The following is a 19,971-nucleotide window of genomic DNA, read 5'->3' as shown; positions in this document are numbered from 1 at the left end:
GGGATTCGGGGAACCTTCTGGTCTCGTTCCGCGTTTCTGCTACATGCCCGGTGACATCACGGTGACAGGGTGTGTCGACGGGCGGGGTGCGGCTACGATGACCGGCACAAGGACGGGCGGCGCAAGGGTGCCGTCCCCCTGGGTCGGCACCCGCCGGTGTCCACCCGGGACCTGCGGACAGGGGAGGCCCCAAGCCGGGGCGAGGAGGGCGGGCCATGGTGCAGAAGGCCAAGATCCTCCTGGTCGATGACCGGCCGGAGAATCTGCTGGCGCTGGAGGCGATCCTCTCGGCGCTCGATCAGACGCTGGTACGGGCATCGTCCGGGGAGGAAGCGCTCAAGGCACTTCTCACGGACGACTTCGCGGTCATCCTGCTGGACGTCCAGATGCCGGGGATGGACGGCTTCGAGACCGCGGCGCACATCAAGAGGCGGGAGCGGACGCGGGATATCCCGATCATCTTCCTCACCGCGATCAACCACGGCCCCCACCACACGTTCCGCGGGTACGCGGCGGGTGCGGTCGACTACATCTCCAAGCCGTTCGACCCGTGGGTACTGCGCGCGAAGGTCTCGGTCTTCGTCGAGCTGTACATGAAGAACTGCCAGCTGAGGGAGCAGGCGGCGTTGCTGCGGCTCCAGTTGGAGGGCGACGAGAAGGACGCCGGGGAGCAGAAGGAGTCCGCCGGCCTGCTCGCCGAACTCTCCGCGCGGCTCGCGGCCGTGGAGGAACAGGCCGAGGCCCTGTCCAAGCAGCTCAGCGACGAATCGACCGACGCGGCCGCGGTGGCCACGGCGGCCCATCTGGAGCGCAAGCTCACGGGGTTGCGGCGGGCGCTGGACGCGCTGGAACCGGGCACGGGCAGCGCGTCGCCGATGCCGTCGCAGAACTGACCGACGGCGTACGGGCCTTGCGGCTCCTCCGGCACAGTTTCGGGCCGTAGGGCCTGTCCGGCGGATCGGGCCGGAGACACGAGGGGGGCCGGCACCGCCCTCCCAAGTTCTTCGAGCAGAGGTGCCTTCAGCGGCGTTGTCGTCACCCGCTCCCGCTCGCCCCAGCCGCGCAGATACCGCCGGTCCCCTTCGACGCGATCCGCCGGACGGGGCCCTCCCCGCGTCAGTTCGGAGCCTCCACGGAGGCGACACGAACGGGTGAAGCGGCCGGCACGCGTGTCCACCGGCGTCTCCACCGGTAACCTCACCCCCATGGCCTCACGTCCCCCCGCAGCCAAGAAGCCGCCCGCGAAGAAGGCGGCTGCTTCCGCGAAGGCTCCGGCGAAGAAGGCCGCTGCCAAGAAGCCGCCCCCGAAGAAGGCTCCGGCCAGGAAGCCTGCGGCGAGGAAGCCCGCGCCCAAAGCGGCTCCCAGCCCGACCGGAGGCCTCTACCGGCTCGTGCGGGCCCTGTGGCTGGGCCTGGCGCACGCCGTCGGAGCGGTTTTCCGGGGGATGGGGCAGGGAGCCAGGAACCTCGACCCCGCCCACCGCAAAGACGGCCTCGCGCTGCTCCTGCTCGGTATCGGACTCATCGTCGCCGCGGGCACCTGGGCCGATCTCGAGGGGCCCGTCGGCGACCTCGTGGAGATCCTGGTCGCCGGAGCGTTCGGCCGGCTCGACCTGCTGGTGCCGATCCTGGTCGCGGTCGTCGCGGTGCGCTTCATCCGGCACCCGGAGAAGCCGGAGGCCAACGGCCGCATCGTGATCGGCCTGTCGGCGCTCCTCATCGGGGTGCTCGGCCAGATCCACATCGCCTGCGGCTCGCCCGCCCGCAGCGACGGCATGCACGCCATAAGGGACGCCGGAGGGCTCATCGGCTGGGGCGCGGCCACGCCGCTGTCGTACACCATGACCGATGTGCTCGCCGTCCCCCTGCTGGTGCTGCTCACCGTCTTCGGTCTGCTGGTCGTCACGGCCACTCCGGTCAACGCCGTTCCGCAGCGACTGCGGCTGCTCGGCACCAGGCTGGGGCTCGTGCACGACCGTGAGCCGCAGGAGTTCGGTGAGGACGACGAGCGCTACGACGAGCAGTGGCGCGAGGCACTGCCCGCGAGCCGCCGGGGCCGCCGACGGGCGCCCCAGGACCACGACCCCGACCTCGCCGAGCAGGAGGCGCTGTCCCGGCGCCGCGGCCGGCCGCGCAGGTCCGCGGTGCCCCAACCGGACACGAACCGGCCGATGGACGCCGTGGACGTGGCCGCCGCGGCCGCCGCCGCGCTCGACGGCGCCGTCCTGCACGGGATGCCGCCCTCACCGGTCGTCGCCGACCTGACCCAGGGCGTGCGTGGGGGCGACCGCGAGCCGACCACCCCGACGCCGGTGCCGGCCGCGCGCCCCCAGCAGGACCAGCAGGACGGGTCGCGGCAGGACAGGCCGAGGCCGGGCGTCAGGCAGAACGCGCCGAAGCAGGGCGGACCGGCCGAGCAGGAACGGAAGCAGACGGACTCCGGCGTCCCGGACCTCACCAAGACCCCGTCCGTGCCCCGCGAACTCCCCTCGCGCGCGGAGCAGCTCCAGCTGTCCGGTGACATCACCTACTCCCTGCCGGCCCTCGACCTGCTCACCCGCGGTGGCCCCGGCAAGGCGCGCAGCGCCGCCAACGACGCCGTCGTCGCCTCGCTCACCACCGTCTTCACCGAGTTCAAGGTCGACGCCCGCGTCACCGGCTTCACGCGCGGGCCCACGGTCACCCGCTACGAGGTGGAACTCGGCCCGGCCGTGAAGGTCGAGCGGATCACCGCACTGACGAAGAACATCGCGTACGCCGTCGCCAGCCCCGACGTGCGCATCATCAGCCCCATCCCCGGCAAGTCCGCCGTCGGCATCGAGATCCCGAACACCGACCGGGAGATGGTCAACCTCGGAGACGTGCTGCGGCTCGCGGAGTCCGCCGAGGACGACGACCCGATGCTGGTCGCCTTCGGCAAGGACGTCGAGGGCGGATACGTCATGCACTCGTTGGCGAAGATGCCGCACATACTGGTCGCCGGTGCCACCGGCTCCGGCAAGTCGTCCTGCATCAACTGCCTGATCACGTCGGTCATGATGCGGGCGACGCCGGAGGACGTCCGGATGATCCTGGTCGACCCCAAGCGCGTGGAGCTGACGGCGTACGAGGGCATCCCGCACCTGATCACGCCGATCATCACCAACCCCAAGCGGGCCGCCGAGGCCCTCCAGTGGGTCGTCCGCGAGATGGACCTCCGTTACGACGACCTGGCCGCCTACGGCTACCGGCACATCGACGACTTCAACCGCGCGGTGCGCGAGGGCAGGGCCAAGCCGCCCGAGGGCAGCGAGCGCGAACTCCAGCCGTACCCGTACCTGCTGGTCATCGTCGACGAGCTGGCCGACCTGATGATGGTCGCCCCGCGGGACGTCGAGGACGCCATCGTGCGGATCACGCAGCTCGCGCGGGCGGCCGGCATCCACCTGGTGCTCGCCACACAGCGGCCCTCGGTCGACGTCGTCACCGGTCTGATCAAGGCGAACGTGCCGTCCCGGCTCGCGTTCGCCACCTCGTCCCTCGCGGACTCGCGGGTCATCCTCGACCAGCCCGGCGCCGAGAAGCTGATCGGCAAGGGCGACGGCCTCTTCCTGCCGATGGGGGCGAACAAACCGACCCGCATGCAGGGCGCGTTCGTGACCGAGGAGGAGATCGCCGGCGTCGTCCAGCACTGCAAGGACCAGATGACGCCCGTCTTCCGGGATGACGTCGTCGTCGGGACCAAGCAGAAGAAGGAGATCGACGAGGACATCGGCGACGATCTCGACCTGCTGTGCCAGGCGGCCGAACTGGTCGTCTCCACCCAGTTCGGGTCGACGTCCATGCTCCAGCGCAAGCTGCGCGTGGGCTTCGCGAAGGCGGGCCGGCTCATGGACCTCATGGAGTCCCGGAACATCGTCGGCCCGAGTGAGGGTTCGAAGGCCCGTGACGTTCTTGTGAAGGCTGACGAGCTGGACGGCGTGCTCGCCGTGATCCGGGGGGAGTCTGAAGGGTAGGCAGTCGGGACACGGTCGTCGCTCGGCGCACCCGGGTGGCCGATCGTGACCCATCCGTGAGGGAGCAGCGCGCAACCGTTTCCCCCGGTCGCACGTCACCTTGGGGAAACGACGAAAAGCAGTGTCGCCATCGGCGTGTCGGGCCCTTCCGATGGCGTACAGAGTCCTACCGCCCGGTTGCCCCACCCTTCTGTCGCCCCCCTAGACTGAATCTCCAGCACAGGTGGCTAAACGCTCGAAAGGCGTCCCCGTGTCCATCGGCAACTCTCCTGAAGACGAGCGTCCGTTCGGCGACGTGTCCGACGTGTCCCACGCATCCGACGACGTCTCCGAGGAAGTCCGTCCCTCCGTCGGACGTGCGCTGAAGCAGGCGCGCATCGACGCCGGCCTCACCGTCGACGACCTCACCACCGCCACCCGGGTCCGTATCGCCATCGTGCACGCCATCGAGGCGGACAACTTCGAGCCCTGCGGCGGCGACGTCTACGCGCGCGGCCACATCCGAACCCTGGCCCGGGCCGTGCACCTCGACCCCGCCCCGCTGATCGCCCAGTACGACGCCGAGCACGGCGGCCGCCCGGCGCCCACCCCGGCCGCCCCTCTGTTCGAGGCGGAGCGCATCCGTCCCGAGCGGCGCGGCCCCAACTGGACCGCCGCCATGGTCGCCGCGATCGTCGTCGTCATCGGCTTCGTCGGATTCACGATGGTCAACGGCGGCGACGGGGACGAGGCGAACGTCGCCGACGGCGACGCCACCGCGAGCGCGTCCGAATCATCCACCCCCAAGTCCGAGAAGTCCGCCGCCCCCGAGCCGGACCCCTCCGACAGCGCCATCGCGGCCGCTCCGCAGGACAAGGTGATCGTCAAGGTGAGCGCCCCCGACGGGCGCAGCTGGATCTCCGCCAAGGACCACAGCGGCCGACTGCTCTTCGACGGACTGCTCAAGCAGGGCGACTCCAAGACCTTCGAGGACAGCATGAAGATCAACCTGGTGCTCGGTGACGCCGGTGCGATCGACCTCTTCGTCAACGGCAAGAAGATCGAGGACGACTGGCAGCCGGGCGCCGTGGAGCGCCTGACCTACACCAAGGGCGACCCGCAGGCCGGATAGCGGTACGGCACCGCAGAGGGCGCTTCGCCGAGGGGGGCCGGCCCGGGACCGGCCAACCCCGTCGACGTGGGGGGTCAGCGGGACGAAGTAGTCTTGAGCCCATGCCTGATCGCCGCACCGTCGCACTCGTCACCCTTGGCTGCGCCCGTAACGAGGTGGACTCGGAGGAGCTCGCAGGCCGTTTGGAGGCGGACGGCTGGCAGCTCGTGGAGGACGCCGAGGACGCGGACGTCGCCGTCGTGAACACCTGCGGTTTCGTCGAAGCCGCCAAGAAGGACTCCGTCGACGCCCTCCTGGAGGCCAACGACCTCAAGGGCCACGGGAGAACGCAGGCCGTGGTGGCGGTGGGCTGCATGGCCGAGCGGTACGGCAAGGAACTCGCCGAGGCGCTTCCCGAGGCCGACGGCGTGCTCGGCTTCGACGACTACACCGACATCTCGGACCGCCTCCAGACCATTCTGAACGGCGGCATCCACGCCTCCCACACCCCGCGCGACCGGCGCAAGCTGCTGCCGATCAGCCCTGCCGAGCGGCAGGAGTCCGCCGCGTCCGTCGCGCTTCCGGGGCACGGCCCGGTGGACCTGCCCGAGGGCCTCGCCCCGGCCTCCGGTCCCCGCGCGCCCTTGCGACGCCGGCTCGAGGGCACCCCGGTCGCCTCGGTGAAGCTCGCCTCCGGCTGCGACCGGCGCTGCTCCTTCTGCGCCATCCCCTCCTTCCGCGGCTCCTTCATCTCGCGCCGCCCCAGCGACGTGCTGGGCGAGACGCGCTGGCTGGCCGAGCAGGGCGTGAAGGAGGTCATGCTGGTCTCCGAGAACAACACCTCCTACGGCAAGGACCTCGGCGACATCCGCCTCCTGGAGTCCCTGCTGCCCGAACTCGCGGAGGTCGACGGCATCGAGCGGGTCCGCGTCAGCTACCTCCAGCCCGCCGAGATGCGCCCCGGCCTGATCGACGTGCTGACCTCCACCCCCGGGGTCGTCCCGTACTTCGACCTGTCCTTCCAGCACTCCGCGCCCGACGTGCTGCGCGCGATGCGCCGCTTCGGCGACACCGACCGCTTCCTGGAGCTCCTCGACACCATCCGGAGCAAGGCGCCCGAGGCCGGTGTGCGCTCCAACTTCATCGTCGGCTTCCCCGGCGAGTCCGCGGCCGACCTCGCCGAGCTCGAGCGGTTCCTGACCCACGCGCGGCTGGACGCCATCGGCGTCTTCGGCTACTCCGACGAGGAGGGCACCGAAGCGGCGACGTACGAGCACAAGCTGGACGAGGACGTCGTCGCCGAGCGGCTGGCCCGGGTCTCCCGGCTGGCCGAGGAACTCGTCTCGCAGCGCGCCGAGGAGCGGGTCGGCGAGACCGTGCGCGTGCTGGTGGAGTCCGTCGACGAGGGAGAGGGCGTGTACGGCCGCGCGGCGCACCAGGCCCCCGAGACCGACGGCCAGGTGCTGCTCACGAGCGGCACAGGTCTGCGTCCGGGTCGTATGGTCGAGGCGAAGGTCGTCGGCACGGAAGGTGTCGACCTGGTGGCCGAGCCGCTGTTCCAGGGTTCGCCCGCGCTGAGCGAGGAGGCGGGCAGATGACGGGTGTCCCGGCATCGGCGGCGGGAGGCTCCTCCGGTGCGAGGAGGGCGGCGGCGAGTCCGGCCGGCCGTCCGAGGCTCGGTGGGACTCCGGGCGGTGAGGCCTCCTGGGCCCGTACCCCGGCTCCCGCGAGCGCGACCGGCAGTACCGCGGACAGTGTTCCGGGCGGCGTCCCGGTCACGGGCAGCACGTCGAACAGCGACTCCCACGACGTTCCGGGCGGCGAGGGGCATGCCGGCGCCGGGCACGACGACGGACACCCGGCACGGGGCAGGAAGATCGCGGCGGCGGCCGTCGACCAGGCCAGTGTCTGGAACATCGCCAACCTGCTCACCATGCTCCGGCTGGTACTCGTCCCGGGCTTCGTCGCCCTGATGCTGGCCGACGGGGGGCACGACCCCGCCTGGCGCTCGTTCGCCTGGGCCGCCTTCGCCGTCGCCATGATCACCGACCTGTTCGACGGTCATCTGGCACGCACCTACAACCTCGTGACCGACTTCGGGAAGATCGCCGACCCCATCGCCGACAAGGCGATCATGGGAGCGGCGCTGATCTGTCTCTCCGTGCTGGGCGATCTCCCCTGGTGGGTCACCGGAATCATCCTCGGCCGGGAACTCGGCATCACGCTCCTGCGTTTTCTGGTCATTCGCTACGGCGTGATCCCGGCGAGCCGTGGCGGCAAGCTGAAGACCCTCACCCAGGGCGTGGCCGTCGGCATGTACGTGCTGGCGCTGACGGGGTGGCTGGCGACTCTGCGGTTCTGGGTGATGGCCGCGGCCGTCGTGCTCACGGTCGCGACCGGTCTCGACTATGTGAGACAGGCCATTGTGCTGCGCCGGCAGGGAATCGCGGAGCGGAAGGCCGCGTGGGAAGAGACCCGGTCGTGAGTTCCCCCGCCTCCGAAGTGGTGCGACTACTCACCGTGAAGGGCATGACGCTTGCTGTCGCGGAATCCCTGACCGGCGGCCTGGTGGCGGCGGAGATCACCTCCGTCCCCGGGGCGTCCAAGGCCTTCCGGGGTTCGGTCACGGCCTACGCCACCGAACTCAAGCGGGAACTGCTCGGCGTCGACGCCACCCTGCTGGCGCGGAGCGGAGCGGTGGATCCGCAGGTGGCGGCGGAGATGGCGGCCGGTGTCCGCAAGGCGTTGGGCGCCGACTGGGGAATCGCGACCACGGGCGTCGCCGGCCCGGACCCCCAGGACGGACAGCCGGTCGGGACCGTCTACGTGGCCGTGAACGGGCCGCGGGAGGCGGCTTCGGGTTCCGCCGGTGGCGGAAAAGTGGAGTGCCTGCGGTTGAACGGCGACCGGGCGGAAATTCGTATGGAGAGTGTACGGAGCGTACTCGCACTGCTTCTCGAGGAGCTTGCGGGCGAACAGGCCGGGAATGAGCGGACACAGGATACGGAACGAAACGGGGGGTTTTGATGTTTGCAGCCCAGAGTGAACACGACATCGCTCCCCGCACGGCCGCGGCGCAAGGCGGTACGGTGGGGCGAGAAGGATCCCGATACACGGCCCGAGGAGGGAGCCACCGATGATTCTGCTCCGTCGCCTGCTGGGTGACGTGCTGCGTCGGCAGCGCCAGCGCCAGGGCCGTACTCTGCGCGAAGTCTCCTCGTCCGCCCGAGTCTCACTCGGCTATCTTTCCGAGGTGGAGCGGGGGCAGAAGGAGGCTTCCTCCGAGCTGCTCTCCGCGATCTGCGACGCGCTGGACGTACGGATGTCCGAGCTCATGCGGGAAGTGAGCGACGAACTCGCCCTCGCCGAGCTGGCCCGGTCGGCTGCAGCGACCCCCAGCGAACCCGTCCCCACGCCGGTTCGCCCGATGCTGGGTTCCGTCTCGGTGGCCGGTGTGCCACCGGAGCGGGTGACCATCAAGGCGCCCGCCGAAGCGGTGGACGTCGTCGCCGCCTGACGTCGTCGCCGTCTGGCGCGGTGGGACAGTGTGACAGGCCCCGGTCGGGGCCCTTCCGGGAGATCCGGAAGGGCGTCGCCGGGGTTTCGCCTGTCCGCGTTCCGGGGCCGTGCTTCCTCCGGTCCCCGCGCAGGTGTGCGTTTGCCGGTCCGAGGCGTGACCGCCATGGTTGAGGGAACGAGGGACCATGCGGGGGACCAGCCACGGAGGTGCGGATGTACGTCGTGAAGAGCCCATTGTCCGACGAGAACCTGAAGACCGTGTCCGAGGCGCTCCAGGGAGCCCTCGTCGACCTGGTGGACCTCAGCCTCGTGTCGAAGCAGATCCACTGGAACGTGGTCGGGCAGCGCTTCCGTTCCGTGCACCTGCAGCTCGACGAGGTGGTGACCCTCGCGCGGACGCACGCCGACACCGTCGCGGAGCGCGCCGCGGCACTGGGTGTCTCACCCGACGGGCGTGCCGCCACGGTGGCCGTCGGCAGCGGCATAGGGGTGACACCCGAGGGCTGGGTCGACGACACGGTCGCGGTGGGCGCCCTGGTGGACGCGTTGGGCGCGGTGATCGCGCGGATGCGTGAACGGGTCGGTGCGACCGGTGAGGCGGACCCGGTGAGCCAGGACCTCCTCATCGCGGTGACGGCGGATCTGGAGAAGCAGCACTGGATGTTCCAGGCGGAGAACGGGTGACGTGGCCCCGGGCGCTGCCCTGAGCGGCAGCGAGCCGGGCCGGGTGGGCGCGCAGCACGCGGAGCCCGGGGGACGCGCGGGAGCACCGGTGCGGCGGCTTGCGAGGGGTCTGCTGCGTGCGTGTGCCGTCGGTGCGCCCCGGTCGCCCGGGTGAGCCGCCTCACGGCGTCCGGCTGGAGGTGGAGGCCATGAGGGCGCGGGCGGTTCACTGGGGTGCCCGGGGCGTCGTCCTGGGGCTCGGGGCCTTGTGGTGGTGGGCCGTGACGAGGCTGCTGCTCGCGCCCGACGCCGGGGTGCGGGAGGCGACACTCGCGGCCGGTGGATGGGGACTGAGTCTGATTCCGGTGCACTGCATGCCGAAGGGCCGGACGAAAGGCGCCCACGCGGACGGGCGGTGGCGGCGGGCCCGGCCCCGGGAAGCGGGAGACGGTGCCCCGGCCGCGGGCATCGCGGCCGGGGGCGGCTCGCCGCCCGCCCCCTCGCCGGGCGGCACTTCGTCCGGGGACGTCACCGAGGCAGCGCCACACCCCCGCTCGGGCTGGGAGTCCGGCCCGTGGTGAAGGCCGCCGGCGTCGCGGCCGATGCCGCCGGTGGCACCGGTGACGGAGGGGTGCGGACGGTGAGACCGTACGGTGCGGTTGCCGTGCGGGGAAGGCGCGAGGACACCTGGCGGGGCGTCACATACCGGTTCGGGGCGCCGGTTCAGGAGCCGGGGCCGGGCCCTGCTGGCAGACGGGGCACCAGTAGGTGGGGCGCTCGCGGGAGCCGTCGCCCTGGTCGGCCCGGCGGACCGGGGTACGACAGCGCAGGCAGGGGCGGGTCGCGCGGCCGTAGACGAAAAGGTTCTGGTCGCGGCGGCCCGTGGTGCTGCGGACGGGGCGGTCGCGGTTGTGCTCCAGCAGCTTCCTGGCGAGTCCGGGCAGCTGTGCGGCGCGTTCGGCGGGCAGGGCGCCGACGGGGAGCCAGGGCGTGTTGCCGAGCAGGAAACAGAGCTCGCTCTTGTACACGTTGCCGATCCCGGCGAGGTTGCGCTGGTCGAGGAGGGCCTCGCCGAGCGGGCGGGCCGGGTCGCGCAGCAGGTTGGCCAGTGCCAGGGCGGAGTCCCAGTCCGGGCCGAGGAGATCGGGGCCGAGATGGCCGACCACGCGGTCCTCGTCGGTGGTGCGCAGGAGTTCGAGGACGGGCAGGCGGTAGCCGACGGCGGTGCGGTCGGCGTTGCCCAGGATCGCGCGGATCTGGTGGGTGGGGCCGCCGTCCCAGCGGCGCCCGTTCGCGTAGACCCGCCAGGAGCCGTCCATCCGCAGGTGCGAGTGCAGGGTCAGACCGCCCTCGACGCGGGTGAGGAGGTGCTTGCCGCGTGGCGTGACGTCCAGGACGGTGCGGCCGGTGAGGTCGGCGGTGGCGAACCTGGGCACCCGGAGGTCGCTGCGGGTCAGCACCGTGTCCGCGAGGGCGCTGTGCAGCCGCTTCGCGGCCTGCAGGACGGTATCTCCTTCGGGCATGGGTCAAGGGTGGCATGCCGTCGTGGGGTGTCCGGGGGAGCGCGCGGCCGGGCGGGCCGCAGGGGCTGTCCGGCTGGGGTGAGCCGGGTCCGGCCCGGTTCTCCGCACGGGGGGAGGAAGCCAGCTCGAGGAAGACCACTCCCGGGCCGGGCACGGCCCCTCCCGGTCCAGTGGGCCCGAGCGCGGGGGAGTGCGTGACACCCCGTTCGCCCGGAGCGATCCACCGGACAGGCCGAACAGACCCGAGTGGGGCCGTGGACGGCCGGCAGGACCGGGTCAGGCGCGGAGGCGCAGACCTCTGGTCAGGCGCGGAGGCGCAGACCTCTGGTCAGGCGCGGAGGCGCAGACCTCTGGTCAGGCGCGGAGGCGCAGACCTCTGGGGGTGGCGACGAAGCCCGCGGCCTCCAGGAGCGCCCCGAGCGGGGAGGTCAGGGCCGGGGCACCGTTGACCCGCTCCACGGTGACCGTGCCGAGGGAGCCCGCACGGGCTGCTCCGGCGAGTGCCTCCGCCGCCACGGGGAGACGGGGGTCGTCGGCGGGTTCGCCGGCCTGGTCCGCGGACCAGGCCAGCACCGTCTTGCCGCCGCGCTCCACGTAGAGCGTCAGCTCACCGTCGACGAGGACCACCAGCGAACCCGCCTTGCGCCCCGGCTTGTGTCCGGCGCCCGTCGGGGGCTCGGGCCAGCCCAGGGCGGCCCCGTACGCGTTCGCGGGGTCGGCGGCGGCCAGGACCACGGCCCGCAGGGCGGGGTCGGGGCCGGTGCGCCGGCCCGCGAACGGGTCGTACGACGGGCGCCTCCCCTGCTGCCAGGAGCCGGGCTCCTGCGGGGCGAGGTCGCGCGGGGAGACGTAGTCGCCCGGCGACGGCCGCGGGTACGGTGCCCGGCCGCCGCCGCCGCCGCCGTCCGGGAGGTGCGGGAAGCCGTCGTGGCCGGGTGCGGGCTCGGGAGAGCCGTCGGCGGGATCGACGGGCGGAGCGAAACCGTGCAGAGCGAGGGGACCGGTGCCGCCGGCGAAGGGGACGCCCTCGAGCGGGTCCCCCGGGCCGGGCCCGGGCGGGGCGTCGCCCCGGTCGAGGGCGTTGGTCGCCGCGCGGAGGCGGTCCACGGCGCCGTCCATGGCGAACTGAGCGGCCCCCAGCCCTTCCACCACATAGCCGCGGCGGGCCTGCCCGGTCTCCTCGAAGGCCGACAACACGCGGTAGACCGCGGAGAAACCGCCTTCGACGCCCTCCGCGGTCACCGCGCCCCGGGTGACCACGCCGTGCCGGTCGAGCAGGGTGCGGGCCAGCGCGTGGGCGCGGACCGTGGGATCGGTCTCCCGGTCCGGCAGCAGCGACCAGCGACCGGCCACCGTCGGAGGGCCGGTACGGGAGGTGCTGCGGGCGGCTGCCGTGAGCGAGCCGTACCGCCCGCGCGGGGCCGGGCGCTTCGCGCGGTGGGCGGTGGAGCCCGCGGTGCGGCCCGAGCCCAGCAGCGAGCGCAGGGGGGCCAGCGTGTCGTTGGTCAGCCGGCCGGACCAGGCCAGGTCCCAGACGGCGTCGGCCAGCTGGGGATCGGTGGCCTCCGGGTGGGTGGTGGCGCGGACCTGGTCGGCGATCTGGCGGAAGAACAGCCCGTAGCCGCCGGAAAGGGCGTCGAGGACCGACTGGTGCAGGGCGGTCGTCTCCAGGGGGTGCGGTGGCAGCAGCAGGGCGGCCGCGTCCGCGAGGTGGAGCGAGACCCAGCCGTCCTTGCCCGGAAGGGAACCGGCACCCGCCCACACCACCTCGCCGGTGGCCGTGAGCTCGTCCAGCATCGCCGGGGCGTAGTGCGCCACCCGGGAGGGCAGGACCAGCTTCTCCAGGGCGGACGCGGGCACGGAGGCCCCCTGCAACTGCTCGATCGCCCGCACCAGGCCGTCGACGCCGCGCAGCGTGTGCCCCTTGCCGATGTGCTGCCACTGGGGGAGGAACTGGGCGAGCGCGGCCGGCGGCGCCGGTTCCAGCTCGTGCCGCAGGGCCGCCAGGGAACGGCGGCGCAACCGGCGCAGCACGGCCGCGTCGCACCACTCCTGGCCGATCCCGGCCGGGTGGAACTCGCCCTGGACCACCCTGCCCGCCGCCGAGAGCCGCTGCAGGGCGCCCTCGGTGACCGCCACGCCCAGCCCGAAGCGGGCCGCGGCCGTGGCCGACGTGAACGGGCCGTGCGTGCGCGCGTACCGGGCGAGCAGGTCGCCGAGCGGATCCTTGACCGGTTCGGTGAACGCTTCCGGCACACCGACCGGCAGCGCCGTGCCCAGCGCGTCACGCAGCCGCCCGGCATCCTCGATCGCCGCCCAGTGCTCGGTGCCGGCGACGCGGACCCGGATCGCACGGCGTGCCGACACCAGGTCCGCCGCCCACCGCGGCTCGGCGCCCCGCTCCGCCAGCTCGGCCCCGGTGAGCGGGCCGAGCACGCGCAGCAGGTCGGCCACGCCCTCCGCGTCCTTGACCCGCCGGTCCTCGGTGAGCCACAGCAGCTCACGCTCCAGCTCGGCCAGCACCTCGGCGTCGAGCAGCTCGCGCAGCTCCGCCCGGCCGAGCAGTTCGGCCAGCAGCCGCGAGTCCAGCGACAGGGCCGCCGCGCGGCGCTCGGCGAGCGGGGAGTCGCCCTCGTACAGGAACTGGGCGACGTACCCGAACAGCAGCGAGCGGGCGAAGGGGGACGGCTCGGGGGTGGTGACCTCGACGAGCCGCACCTTGCGGGACTCCAGGTCGCCCATCAGCTCGACGAGCCCGGGGACGTCGAAGACGTCCTGGAGACATTCGCGGACCGCCTCCAGGACGATCGGGAACGAGCCGAACTCGCCCGCCACCTGGAGCAGCTGGGACGCACGCTGACGCTGCTGCCACAACGGGGTGCGCTTGCCGGGACTGCGGCGCGGCAGCAGCAGCGCGCGGGCGGCGCACTCGCGGAAGCGGGACGCGAACAGCGCCGAGCCACCCACCTGGTCGGTGACCACCTGATCGACCTCCCCCTTGTCGAAGAGGACGTCCGACGCTCCCAGGGGCGCCTGGTCCGCGTCGTACTCGGTGCCCGCGCGCACCGGCTCCTGGTCGAGCAGGTCCAGGCCCATCAGGTCGGCGTCCGGCAGGCGCAGCACGATGCCGTCGTCGGCGTGCATCACCTGGGCGTCCATGCCGTACCGCTCGGAGAGACGCGCCCCGAGCGCGAGCGCCCACGGGGCGTGCACCTGGGCGCCGAACGGGGAGTGGACGACGACCCGCCAGTCGCCGAGCTCGTCACGGAAGCGCTCCACGACGATCGTGCGGTCGTCCGGGACGTGGCCGCAGGCCTGGCGCTGTTCGTCGAGGTAGGACAGCACGTTGTCCGCGGCCCGGGCGTCGAGCCCGGCGTCGAGGAGCCGGGGACGCGCCTCCTGCGGAGACAGCGAGCCGACCTCGCGCAGGAAGGCGCCCACCGCACGGCCCAGCTCCAGCGGGCGGCCCAGCTGGTCCCCCTTCCAGAACGGGAGCCGGCCCGGCACACCCGGGGCCGGGGAGACCAGCACCCGGTCGCGCGTGATGTCCTCGATGCGCCAGGAACTGGTGCCGAGTGTGAACACGTCGCCGACGCGGGACTCGTAGACCATCTCCTCGTCGAGTTCGCCGACCCGTCCGCCGCCCTTCTTGGGGTCAAAGCCCGCGAGGAACACCCCGAACAGGCCCCGGTCGGGGATGGTGCCCCCGGAGGTGACGGCCAGCCGCTGCGCCCCCGGACGGCCGGTGATCCCGCCCGTGACCCGGTCCCACACCACGCGCGGGCGCAGCTCCGCGAACGCGTCGGAGGGATAGCGTCCGGCGAGCATGTCCAGTACGGCCGTGAAGGCCGACTCGGGCAGTGAGGCGAAGGGCGCGGCCCGGCGGACCACCGCCAGGAGGTCGTCGAACTGCCAGGTGTCCATGGCCGTCATGGCGACGATCTGCTGGGCCAGCACGTCCAGCGGGTTCGTGGGAACGCGCAGCGACTCGATGGAGCCCGTCCGCATCCGCTCGGTGACCACCGCGGCCTGGACGAGGTCGCCCCGGTACTTCGGGAACACCACCCCCGTGGAGACCGCTCCCACCTGATGCCCCGCGCGGCCGACCCGCTGGAGCCCCGAGGCCACGGAGGGCGGTGACTCCACCTGGACCACCAGGTCGACCGCGCCCATGTCGATACCCAGCTCGAGGCTGGAGGTGGCCACCACCGCGGGCAGCCGGCCCGCCTTGAGGTCCTCCTCGACCTGGGCGCGCTGCTCCTTGGACACCGAGCCGTGGTGCGCACGGGCGATGACGGCGGGTGCGCCCCGGGCGGCCCCGGAGCCGCCCATCAGCTCGGCGGGGGAGTGGCGCTCGTCCAGGGGCTCGCCGGTGGCCCGCTCGTGGGCGATCTCGTTGAGCCGGTTGCACAGGCGCTCCGCGAGGCGGCGGGAGTTCGCGAACACGATCGTCGAACGGTGGGACTGGACCAGGTCGGCGATCCGCTCCTCGACGTGCGGCCAGATCGACGGGCGCTCCGCACCCCCGGCCCCCTCCGAGCCGTCCGCCACCGGAGAGCCGCCCAGCTCGCCCAGGTCCTCGACCGGGACCACGACGGACAGGTCGAACTCCTTGCCCGAATCCGGCTGGACGATCTCCACCCTGCCGCGCGGGGACAGGAAACGGGCGATCTCGTCGACCGGACGGACCGTCGCCGACAGGCCGATACGGCGGGCCGGCCGGGGCAGCAGCTCGTCCAGCCGCTCCAGGGACAGCCCCAGATGCGCCCCGCGCTTGGTACCGGCGACCGCGTGCACCTCGTCCAGGATCACCGTCTCGACGCCCGTCAGCGCGTCGCGCGCGGCTGACGTCAGCATCAGGAACAAGGACTCCGGGGTGGTGATCAGGATGTCCGGCGGGCGGGTGGACAGGGCCCGTCGCTCGGCGGGCGGGGTGTCGCCGGAGCGGATCCCGACCTTCACCTCGGGCTCGGGCAGCCCCAGGCGCACGGACTCCTGGCGGATGCCGGTCAGCGGGCTGCGCAGATTGCGCTCGACGTCGACGGCCAGGGCCTTGAGCGGGGAGACGTACAGGACGCGGCAGCGCTTGTGGTGGTCCGCGGGCGGAGGCGCGGCGGCCAGCTGGTCCAGGGCCGCGAGGAAGGCGGCCAGTGTCTTGCCGGAGCCGGTGGGGGCGACCACCAGCACGTCCGAACCCTCCCGGAGGGCACGCCACGCGCCCGCCTGGGCCGCGGTGGGCGCGGAGAACGCCCCCGTGAACCAGCCGCGGGTCGCGGCGGAGAAGCCGTCCAGGGCCGGGTGTGGAGTACTGACCATGCGTCCATCCTGCACCCGGGCACCGACAACGGGGCTGAGCCGGGCGGATGCCCGGCCCCCCGCGCGCGACAATGGCCGCATGGCGGAAACCGGCACGGAGCGCGCGCGGCACTGGCAGTACGCCGAACTGCCCGGCGTCGACCTGCTGCGGGCCCGCTACATCCGCAAGACGTTCGTGCGGCACACCCACGAGAACTTCGTCATCGCCGCCATCGCCGACGGGGTGGAGGTCTTCCACCACGGCGGGGCCGACCAGTACGCGGGCGCCGGAACACTCGCGCTGGTGAACCCGGACACCCCGCACACCGGACGGGCGGGGGTGCCCGAGGGATGGCGGTACGGCGCGCTCTACCCGCCGCCCGAGGCGGTCGCGGCCATCGCCGCCGAGACCACCACCCTGCGCGGCACCCCGGGGTTCGCGGCACCGGTGCTCGACGACCCGTACACCGTCCGCCTGGTGCACCAGGTGCTGCGGGCCACCGACGAGGGCAACGCGCTCGCCGCCGACACCCTGCTGAGGGTGGCCGTGACCCGGCTGCTCCGGCTGAACGGCGGCCCGCTGCCCCGGCGCCGGGTGCGCACGGCCGGTGCCCGGACCGCCGCACGCGCGCGTGCCCTGCTCGAGGAACGGATGCCCGCGCCGCCGACGCTGGAGCAACTCGCCGACGAACTCGGCACCAGCCCGTTCGCACTGCTGCGGGCCTTCCGCGCCACCTACGGGATGCCGCCGCACGCCTGGCTCACCGACGCACGGGTACGGCGGGCGCGCCGGCTCCTCGACGCGGGCACGCTGCCGTCGGAGGCCGCCGTCGCCGTCGGGTTCACCGACCAGCCGCACCTGAACCGCCACTTCGGCCGGATCGTCGGAGTGCCTCCGGGCGCCTACCAGCGTGAGCGCAAGAACGTACAAGACGCGGGGAGCACGCTCCACCTACCGTCCGGAGCGTGGCAGCAGAACAACGGACAGCACTCGCAGCGGCGCGCGACGGGGACGCCCCGGGGGAAAAACCGGACGGCACCGTCGTCCGGGACGCCCTGGGGGTCGGGATCGCCGTCGGACTCTCCGGATTCGCCTTCGGGGTGACCTCGGCCGGCAGCGGACTCACGCTGCTGCAGACCTGCGCGCTCAGCCTGCTGGTGTTCACCGGCGCGTCCCAGTTCGCCCTGGTGGGGGCGCTGGCGGCCGGAGGAGGCCCGTTCACGGCCGCCGCCGGAGCGTTCTTCCTGGGCGTGCGGAACGCCTTCTACGGATTGCGCCTGTCCCAGCTGCTGGCCCTCCCGCGCGCGGCGCGGCCCTTCGCGGCCCAGTGGGTCATCGACGAGACGGCCGCGGTCTCCCTCGCCCAGCCCACCCGGCGCAGCGCCCGGATCGGCTTCCTGGTCACCGGGCTCAGCCTGTACGTCCTGTGGAACCTCACCACCCTGCTCGGCGCGCTGGGCGCCGAGGCCATCGGGGACACCGACGCCTGGGGCCTGGACGCGGCCGGTCCCGCGGTCTTCCTGGCCCTGCTCGCCCCGATGCTGCAAACCGGCACCGAACGGCTGGTCGCCGGGCTCGCCGTCCTGCTGGGACTCGGTCTGCTGCCGGTCCTGCCCGCCGGTGTACCGGTTCTGGTGGCCGCCCTCGCGGCACCAGCCGTCCTGTGGGCCCGGGGCCGCCGCAGCGGCACACCGCGCGGCGACGTACCGGGGCAGGGCGACGCGCCGGCGCGCGGTGACGTGGCGGAGGAGAACCGTTGAACATCTGGATCGCGATCGGCGTGACCGCCCTCGGCTGCTACGCCGCCAAGCTGGCCGGGCTCCTGGTGCCCGCCGGCGCCCTCGAGCGGCCGCTCGTCCGGCGCCTCGCCGCCCTGCTGCCCGTCGCCCTGCTCGCCGCCCTGACCGCCCAGCAGACCTTCGCCGACGGCCGGACGCTCGTGCTGGACGCGCGGGCGGTGGGGCTCGCGGCCGCCTCCGCCGCGCTGGTGCTGCGCGCCCCGTTCCTGGTCGTCGTCGGGGCGGCCGTGGCGGTGACGGCGGGAGCCCGGGCCCTCGGCGGGTGAGACGGCGCCGAGGGGCAGACCGGGCGGCCGGGCGGTGCCGGGTCGGCCGATCGCGTGGCCGTTACACCGTGAGCGCGCGCAGCGCGTCGACGGTCGTCACCGGGCGGGTCTCCGGGGCCCGGGCGGGCGGGTCCGGTGTCCGGGTGCGGGCATGGGGCCGACCGTAGGCGCACAGCGGTGCCGGCAGGAGGTCGCCGTCCCGCCCCACCTCCGTGGACGGGATACTGGGGGCATGCGGTTGACGGTCTTCTGGGAACGGATGGCGGAGCACTTCGGCACAGGCGGCGCCGACACCTTCGCGCGCGATCACGTCATGTCGGAACTCGGCGGGCGCACCGTGCACGAGGCGCTGGGGGCCGGCTGGGCGGCCAAGGACGTCTGGCAGGTGGTCTGCGCCGTGATGAACGTCCCCCGCGAGAGGCGCTGATCGTCACAGAGACGGGTCGAGGGCAGACGCTGCCGCCGGCGTGGGCGAGACTTGGCCCGTGGCACCCACTGAAGAGACCGGGCAGGCAGCCCAGCACCCCTCCGCGTCAGGCACACCGCCGACCCCAGCCCCTCCGGCGGGTGGCTCGGCTCCGCCGCCGGGCTCCCGCATGCCGCGCTGGCTGCCGCGCGCCATGGTGCTCGCGCTCGCGCTGATCGCCCTGTTCCAGCTGGGCAGCTGGGCCTTCCACGAGCTCACCGGCCTGCTGATCAACATTCTCATCGCGTTCTTCCTGGCGCTCGCCGTCGAACCCGCGGTGAGCTGGATGGCCGGGCGCGGGGTGCGCCGGGGGCTGGGCACCTTCCTGGTCTTCCTGGGCGTGCTGATCGTGGCGGCGGGCTTCGTCACGCTGCTCGGATCCATGCTGGCGGGGCAGATCATAAAGATCGTCGAGGACTTCCCGGAGTACCTCGACTCCGTCATCAACTGGATCAACACGCACTTCCACACCGAGCTGCGGCGCGTGGACATCCAGGAGGGCCTGCTCCGCTCCGACTGGCTGCGCACCTACGTGCAGAACAGCGCCACCGGCGTCCTGGACGTCTCCACGCAGGTCCTCGGGGGCCTCTTCCAGTTGCTGACCATCGGGCTGTTCTCGTTCTACTTCGCCGCCGACGGCCCGCGGCTGCGCCGCACCATCTGCTCCGTACTGCCGCCCGCCCGGCAGACCGAGGTGCTGCGCGCGTGGGAGATCGCCGTGAACAAGACCGGCGGCTACCTGTACTCGCGCGGGCTGATGGCGCTGGTCTCCGGCATGGCCCACTACGTGCTGCTGGAGATCCTCGAGGTGCCCTACGCGCCCGTGCTCGCCGTGTGGGTGGGCCTGGTGTCGCAGTTCATCCCCACCATCGGCACGTATCTGGCGGGCGCCCTGCCCATGCTGATCGCCTTCGCGGTCGACCCCTGGTACGCGCTGTGGGTGCTGATCTTCGTGGTGATCTACCAGCAGTTCGAGAACTACGTGCTGCAGCCCAAGCTGACCTCGAGGACCGTCGACATCCACCCGGCGGTCGCCTTCGGCTCGGTCGTCATGGGCACCGCCCTGCTCGGCGCCGTCGGCGCGCTGATCGCCATTCCCGCGGTCGCCACCCTCCAGGCGTTCATGGGCGCGTACGTGAAGCGCTACGACGTCACCGACGACCCCCGCGTGCACGGCCACCGCAGGACGGGCCCCGGTGAGGGCGGTTCCGGCTCCGGCGAGGGCGGTTCCGGAGAGCGGCGGCCCCTCCTCGCCCGCGCCCGGCGCCTCCGGGACCGCCGACCGGCTCCGGCGCCCCTCGGGGCCGAGGACTCCTGAGCGCCGTGGTCCGCCGCGGACCGATGCGGACCGCCG

General features: G+C 73.0%; 15 protein-coding genes. 13 read left to right on the top strand and 2 right to left on the bottom strand.

Annotated elements, in window-relative coordinates:
• Nucleotides 1-215: 215 nt before the first annotated feature.
• The 8 genes from ORI94_RS09110 (at nt 216) to ORI94_RS09075 (ending at nt 9,288) form a co-directional block, all read left to right on the top strand.
• On the top strand, nt 216-893 hold the full coding sequence (locus tag ORI94_RS09110) for a response regulator (RefSeq protein WP_266073850.1): 678 nt from the start codon (nt 216-218) through the stop codon (nt 891-893).
• A gap of 312 nt (nt 894-1,205) precedes the next feature.
• Complete coding sequence (locus ORI94_RS09105; RefSeq protein WP_266073849.1) at nt 1,206-3,995, top strand: DNA translocase FtsK; 2,790 nt, start codon at nt 1,206-1,208, stop codon at nt 3,993-3,995.
• Between the two features lie 250 nt (nt 3,996-4,245).
• Nucleotides 4,246-5,106, top strand: coding sequence for a helix-turn-helix domain-containing protein (locus ORI94_RS09100; protein ID WP_266073848.1), 861 nt, complete (start codon nt 4,246-4,248; stop codon nt 5,104-5,106).
• A gap of 101 nt (nt 5,107-5,207) precedes the next feature.
• Entirely contained in the window at nt 5,208-6,683 is a 1,476-nt protein-coding gene (gene rimO / locus ORI94_RS09095) for a 30S ribosomal protein S12 methylthiotransferase RimO (protein WP_266073847.1), read from the top strand.
• Nucleotides 6,680-7,570 (top strand): CDP-diacylglycerol--glycerol-3-phosphate 3-phosphatidyltransferase, encoded by an 891-nt coding sequence (pgsA, locus tag ORI94_RS09090; RefSeq protein ID WP_266073846.1) that lies wholly within the window; start codon nt 6,680-6,682, stop codon nt 7,568-7,570. The genes rimO and pgsA overlap by 4 nt, the downstream gene beginning before the upstream one ends.
• Nucleotides 7,567-8,112 carry a CinA family protein gene (locus ORI94_RS09085; protein WP_266073845.1) on the top strand — a complete coding sequence of 182 codons (546 nt, stop codon included), beginning with the start codon at nt 7,567-7,569 and terminating at the stop codon, nt 8,110-8,112. The genes pgsA and ORI94_RS09085 overlap by 4 nt, the downstream gene beginning before the upstream one ends.
• A gap of 109 nt (nt 8,113-8,221) precedes the next feature.
• Nucleotides 8,222-8,602, top strand: a complete 381-nt coding sequence (locus ORI94_RS09080; RefSeq protein WP_042173101.1) for a helix-turn-helix domain-containing protein — start codon at nt 8,222-8,224, stop codon at nt 8,600-8,602.
• A 215-nt stretch (nt 8,603-8,817) separates the two neighbouring features.
• Nucleotides 8,818-9,288 (top strand): Dps family protein, encoded by a 471-nt coding sequence (locus ORI94_RS09075; protein WP_266073844.1) that lies wholly within the window; start codon nt 8,818-8,820, stop codon nt 9,286-9,288.
• Nucleotides 9,289-9,965: 677 nt separating this feature from the next.
• On the opposite strand, the gene ORI94_RS09065 is transcribed toward ORI94_RS09075, so the two are convergent.
• Both ORI94_RS09065 and ORI94_RS09060 read right to left on the bottom strand, forming a co-directional pair.
• Nucleotides 9,966-10,790: an Fpg/Nei family DNA glycosylase gene (locus ORI94_RS09065; protein WP_266073842.1), complete on the bottom strand. Its 825-nt coding sequence runs from the start codon at nt 10,788-10,790 to the stop codon at nt 9,966-9,968.
• Nucleotides 10,791-11,144: 354 nt separating this feature from the next.
• On the bottom strand, nt 11,145-16,106 hold the full coding sequence (locus ORI94_RS09060) for an ATP-dependent helicase (protein ID WP_266073841.1): 4,962 nt from the start codon (nt 16,104-16,106) through the stop codon (nt 11,145-11,147).
• Nucleotides 16,107-16,185: 79 nt separating this feature from the next.
• On the opposite strand from ORI94_RS09060, the gene ORI94_RS09055 reads away from it, so the two are divergent.
• The 5 genes from ORI94_RS09055 (at nt 16,186) to ORI94_RS09035 (ending at nt 19,935) form a co-directional block, all read left to right on the top strand.
• Nucleotides 16,186-17,190 (top strand): AraC family transcriptional regulator, encoded by a 1,005-nt coding sequence (locus tag ORI94_RS09055; protein WP_266073840.1) that lies wholly within the window; start codon nt 16,186-16,188, stop codon nt 17,188-17,190.
• Nucleotides 17,142-17,846, top strand: coding sequence for an AzlC family ABC transporter permease (locus ORI94_RS09050; protein WP_266073868.1), 705 nt, complete (start codon nt 17,142-17,144; stop codon nt 17,844-17,846). Before ORI94_RS09055 ends, ORI94_RS09050 begins: the two co-directional genes overlap by 49 nt.
• Complete coding sequence (locus ORI94_RS09045) at nt 17,843-18,151, top strand: AzlD domain-containing protein (RefSeq protein ID WP_266073839.1); 309 nt, start codon at nt 17,843-17,845, stop codon at nt 18,149-18,151. Before ORI94_RS09050 ends, ORI94_RS09045 begins: the two co-directional genes overlap by 4 nt.
• 232 nt (nt 18,152-18,383) lie before the next feature.
• Complete coding sequence (locus ORI94_RS09040) at nt 18,384-18,578, top strand: DUF3046 domain-containing protein (RefSeq protein ID WP_266073838.1); 195 nt, start codon at nt 18,384-18,386, stop codon at nt 18,576-18,578.
• Between the two features lie 169 nt (nt 18,579-18,747).
• Nucleotides 18,748-19,935, top strand: a complete 1,188-nt coding sequence (locus tag ORI94_RS09035) for an AI-2E family transporter (RefSeq protein ID WP_266073837.1) — start codon at nt 18,748-18,750, stop codon at nt 19,933-19,935.
• Nucleotides 19,936-19,971 lie beyond the last annotated feature (36 nt).

The organism is Streptomyces sp. NEAU-W12 (assembly GCF_026242095.1).
Lineage (GTDB): Bacteria > Actinomycetota > Actinomycetes > Streptomycetales > Streptomycetaceae > Streptomyces.
Note: the sequence above shows the minus strand (reverse complement) of the source record. Positions and strands in the feature narration are given on the sequence as shown.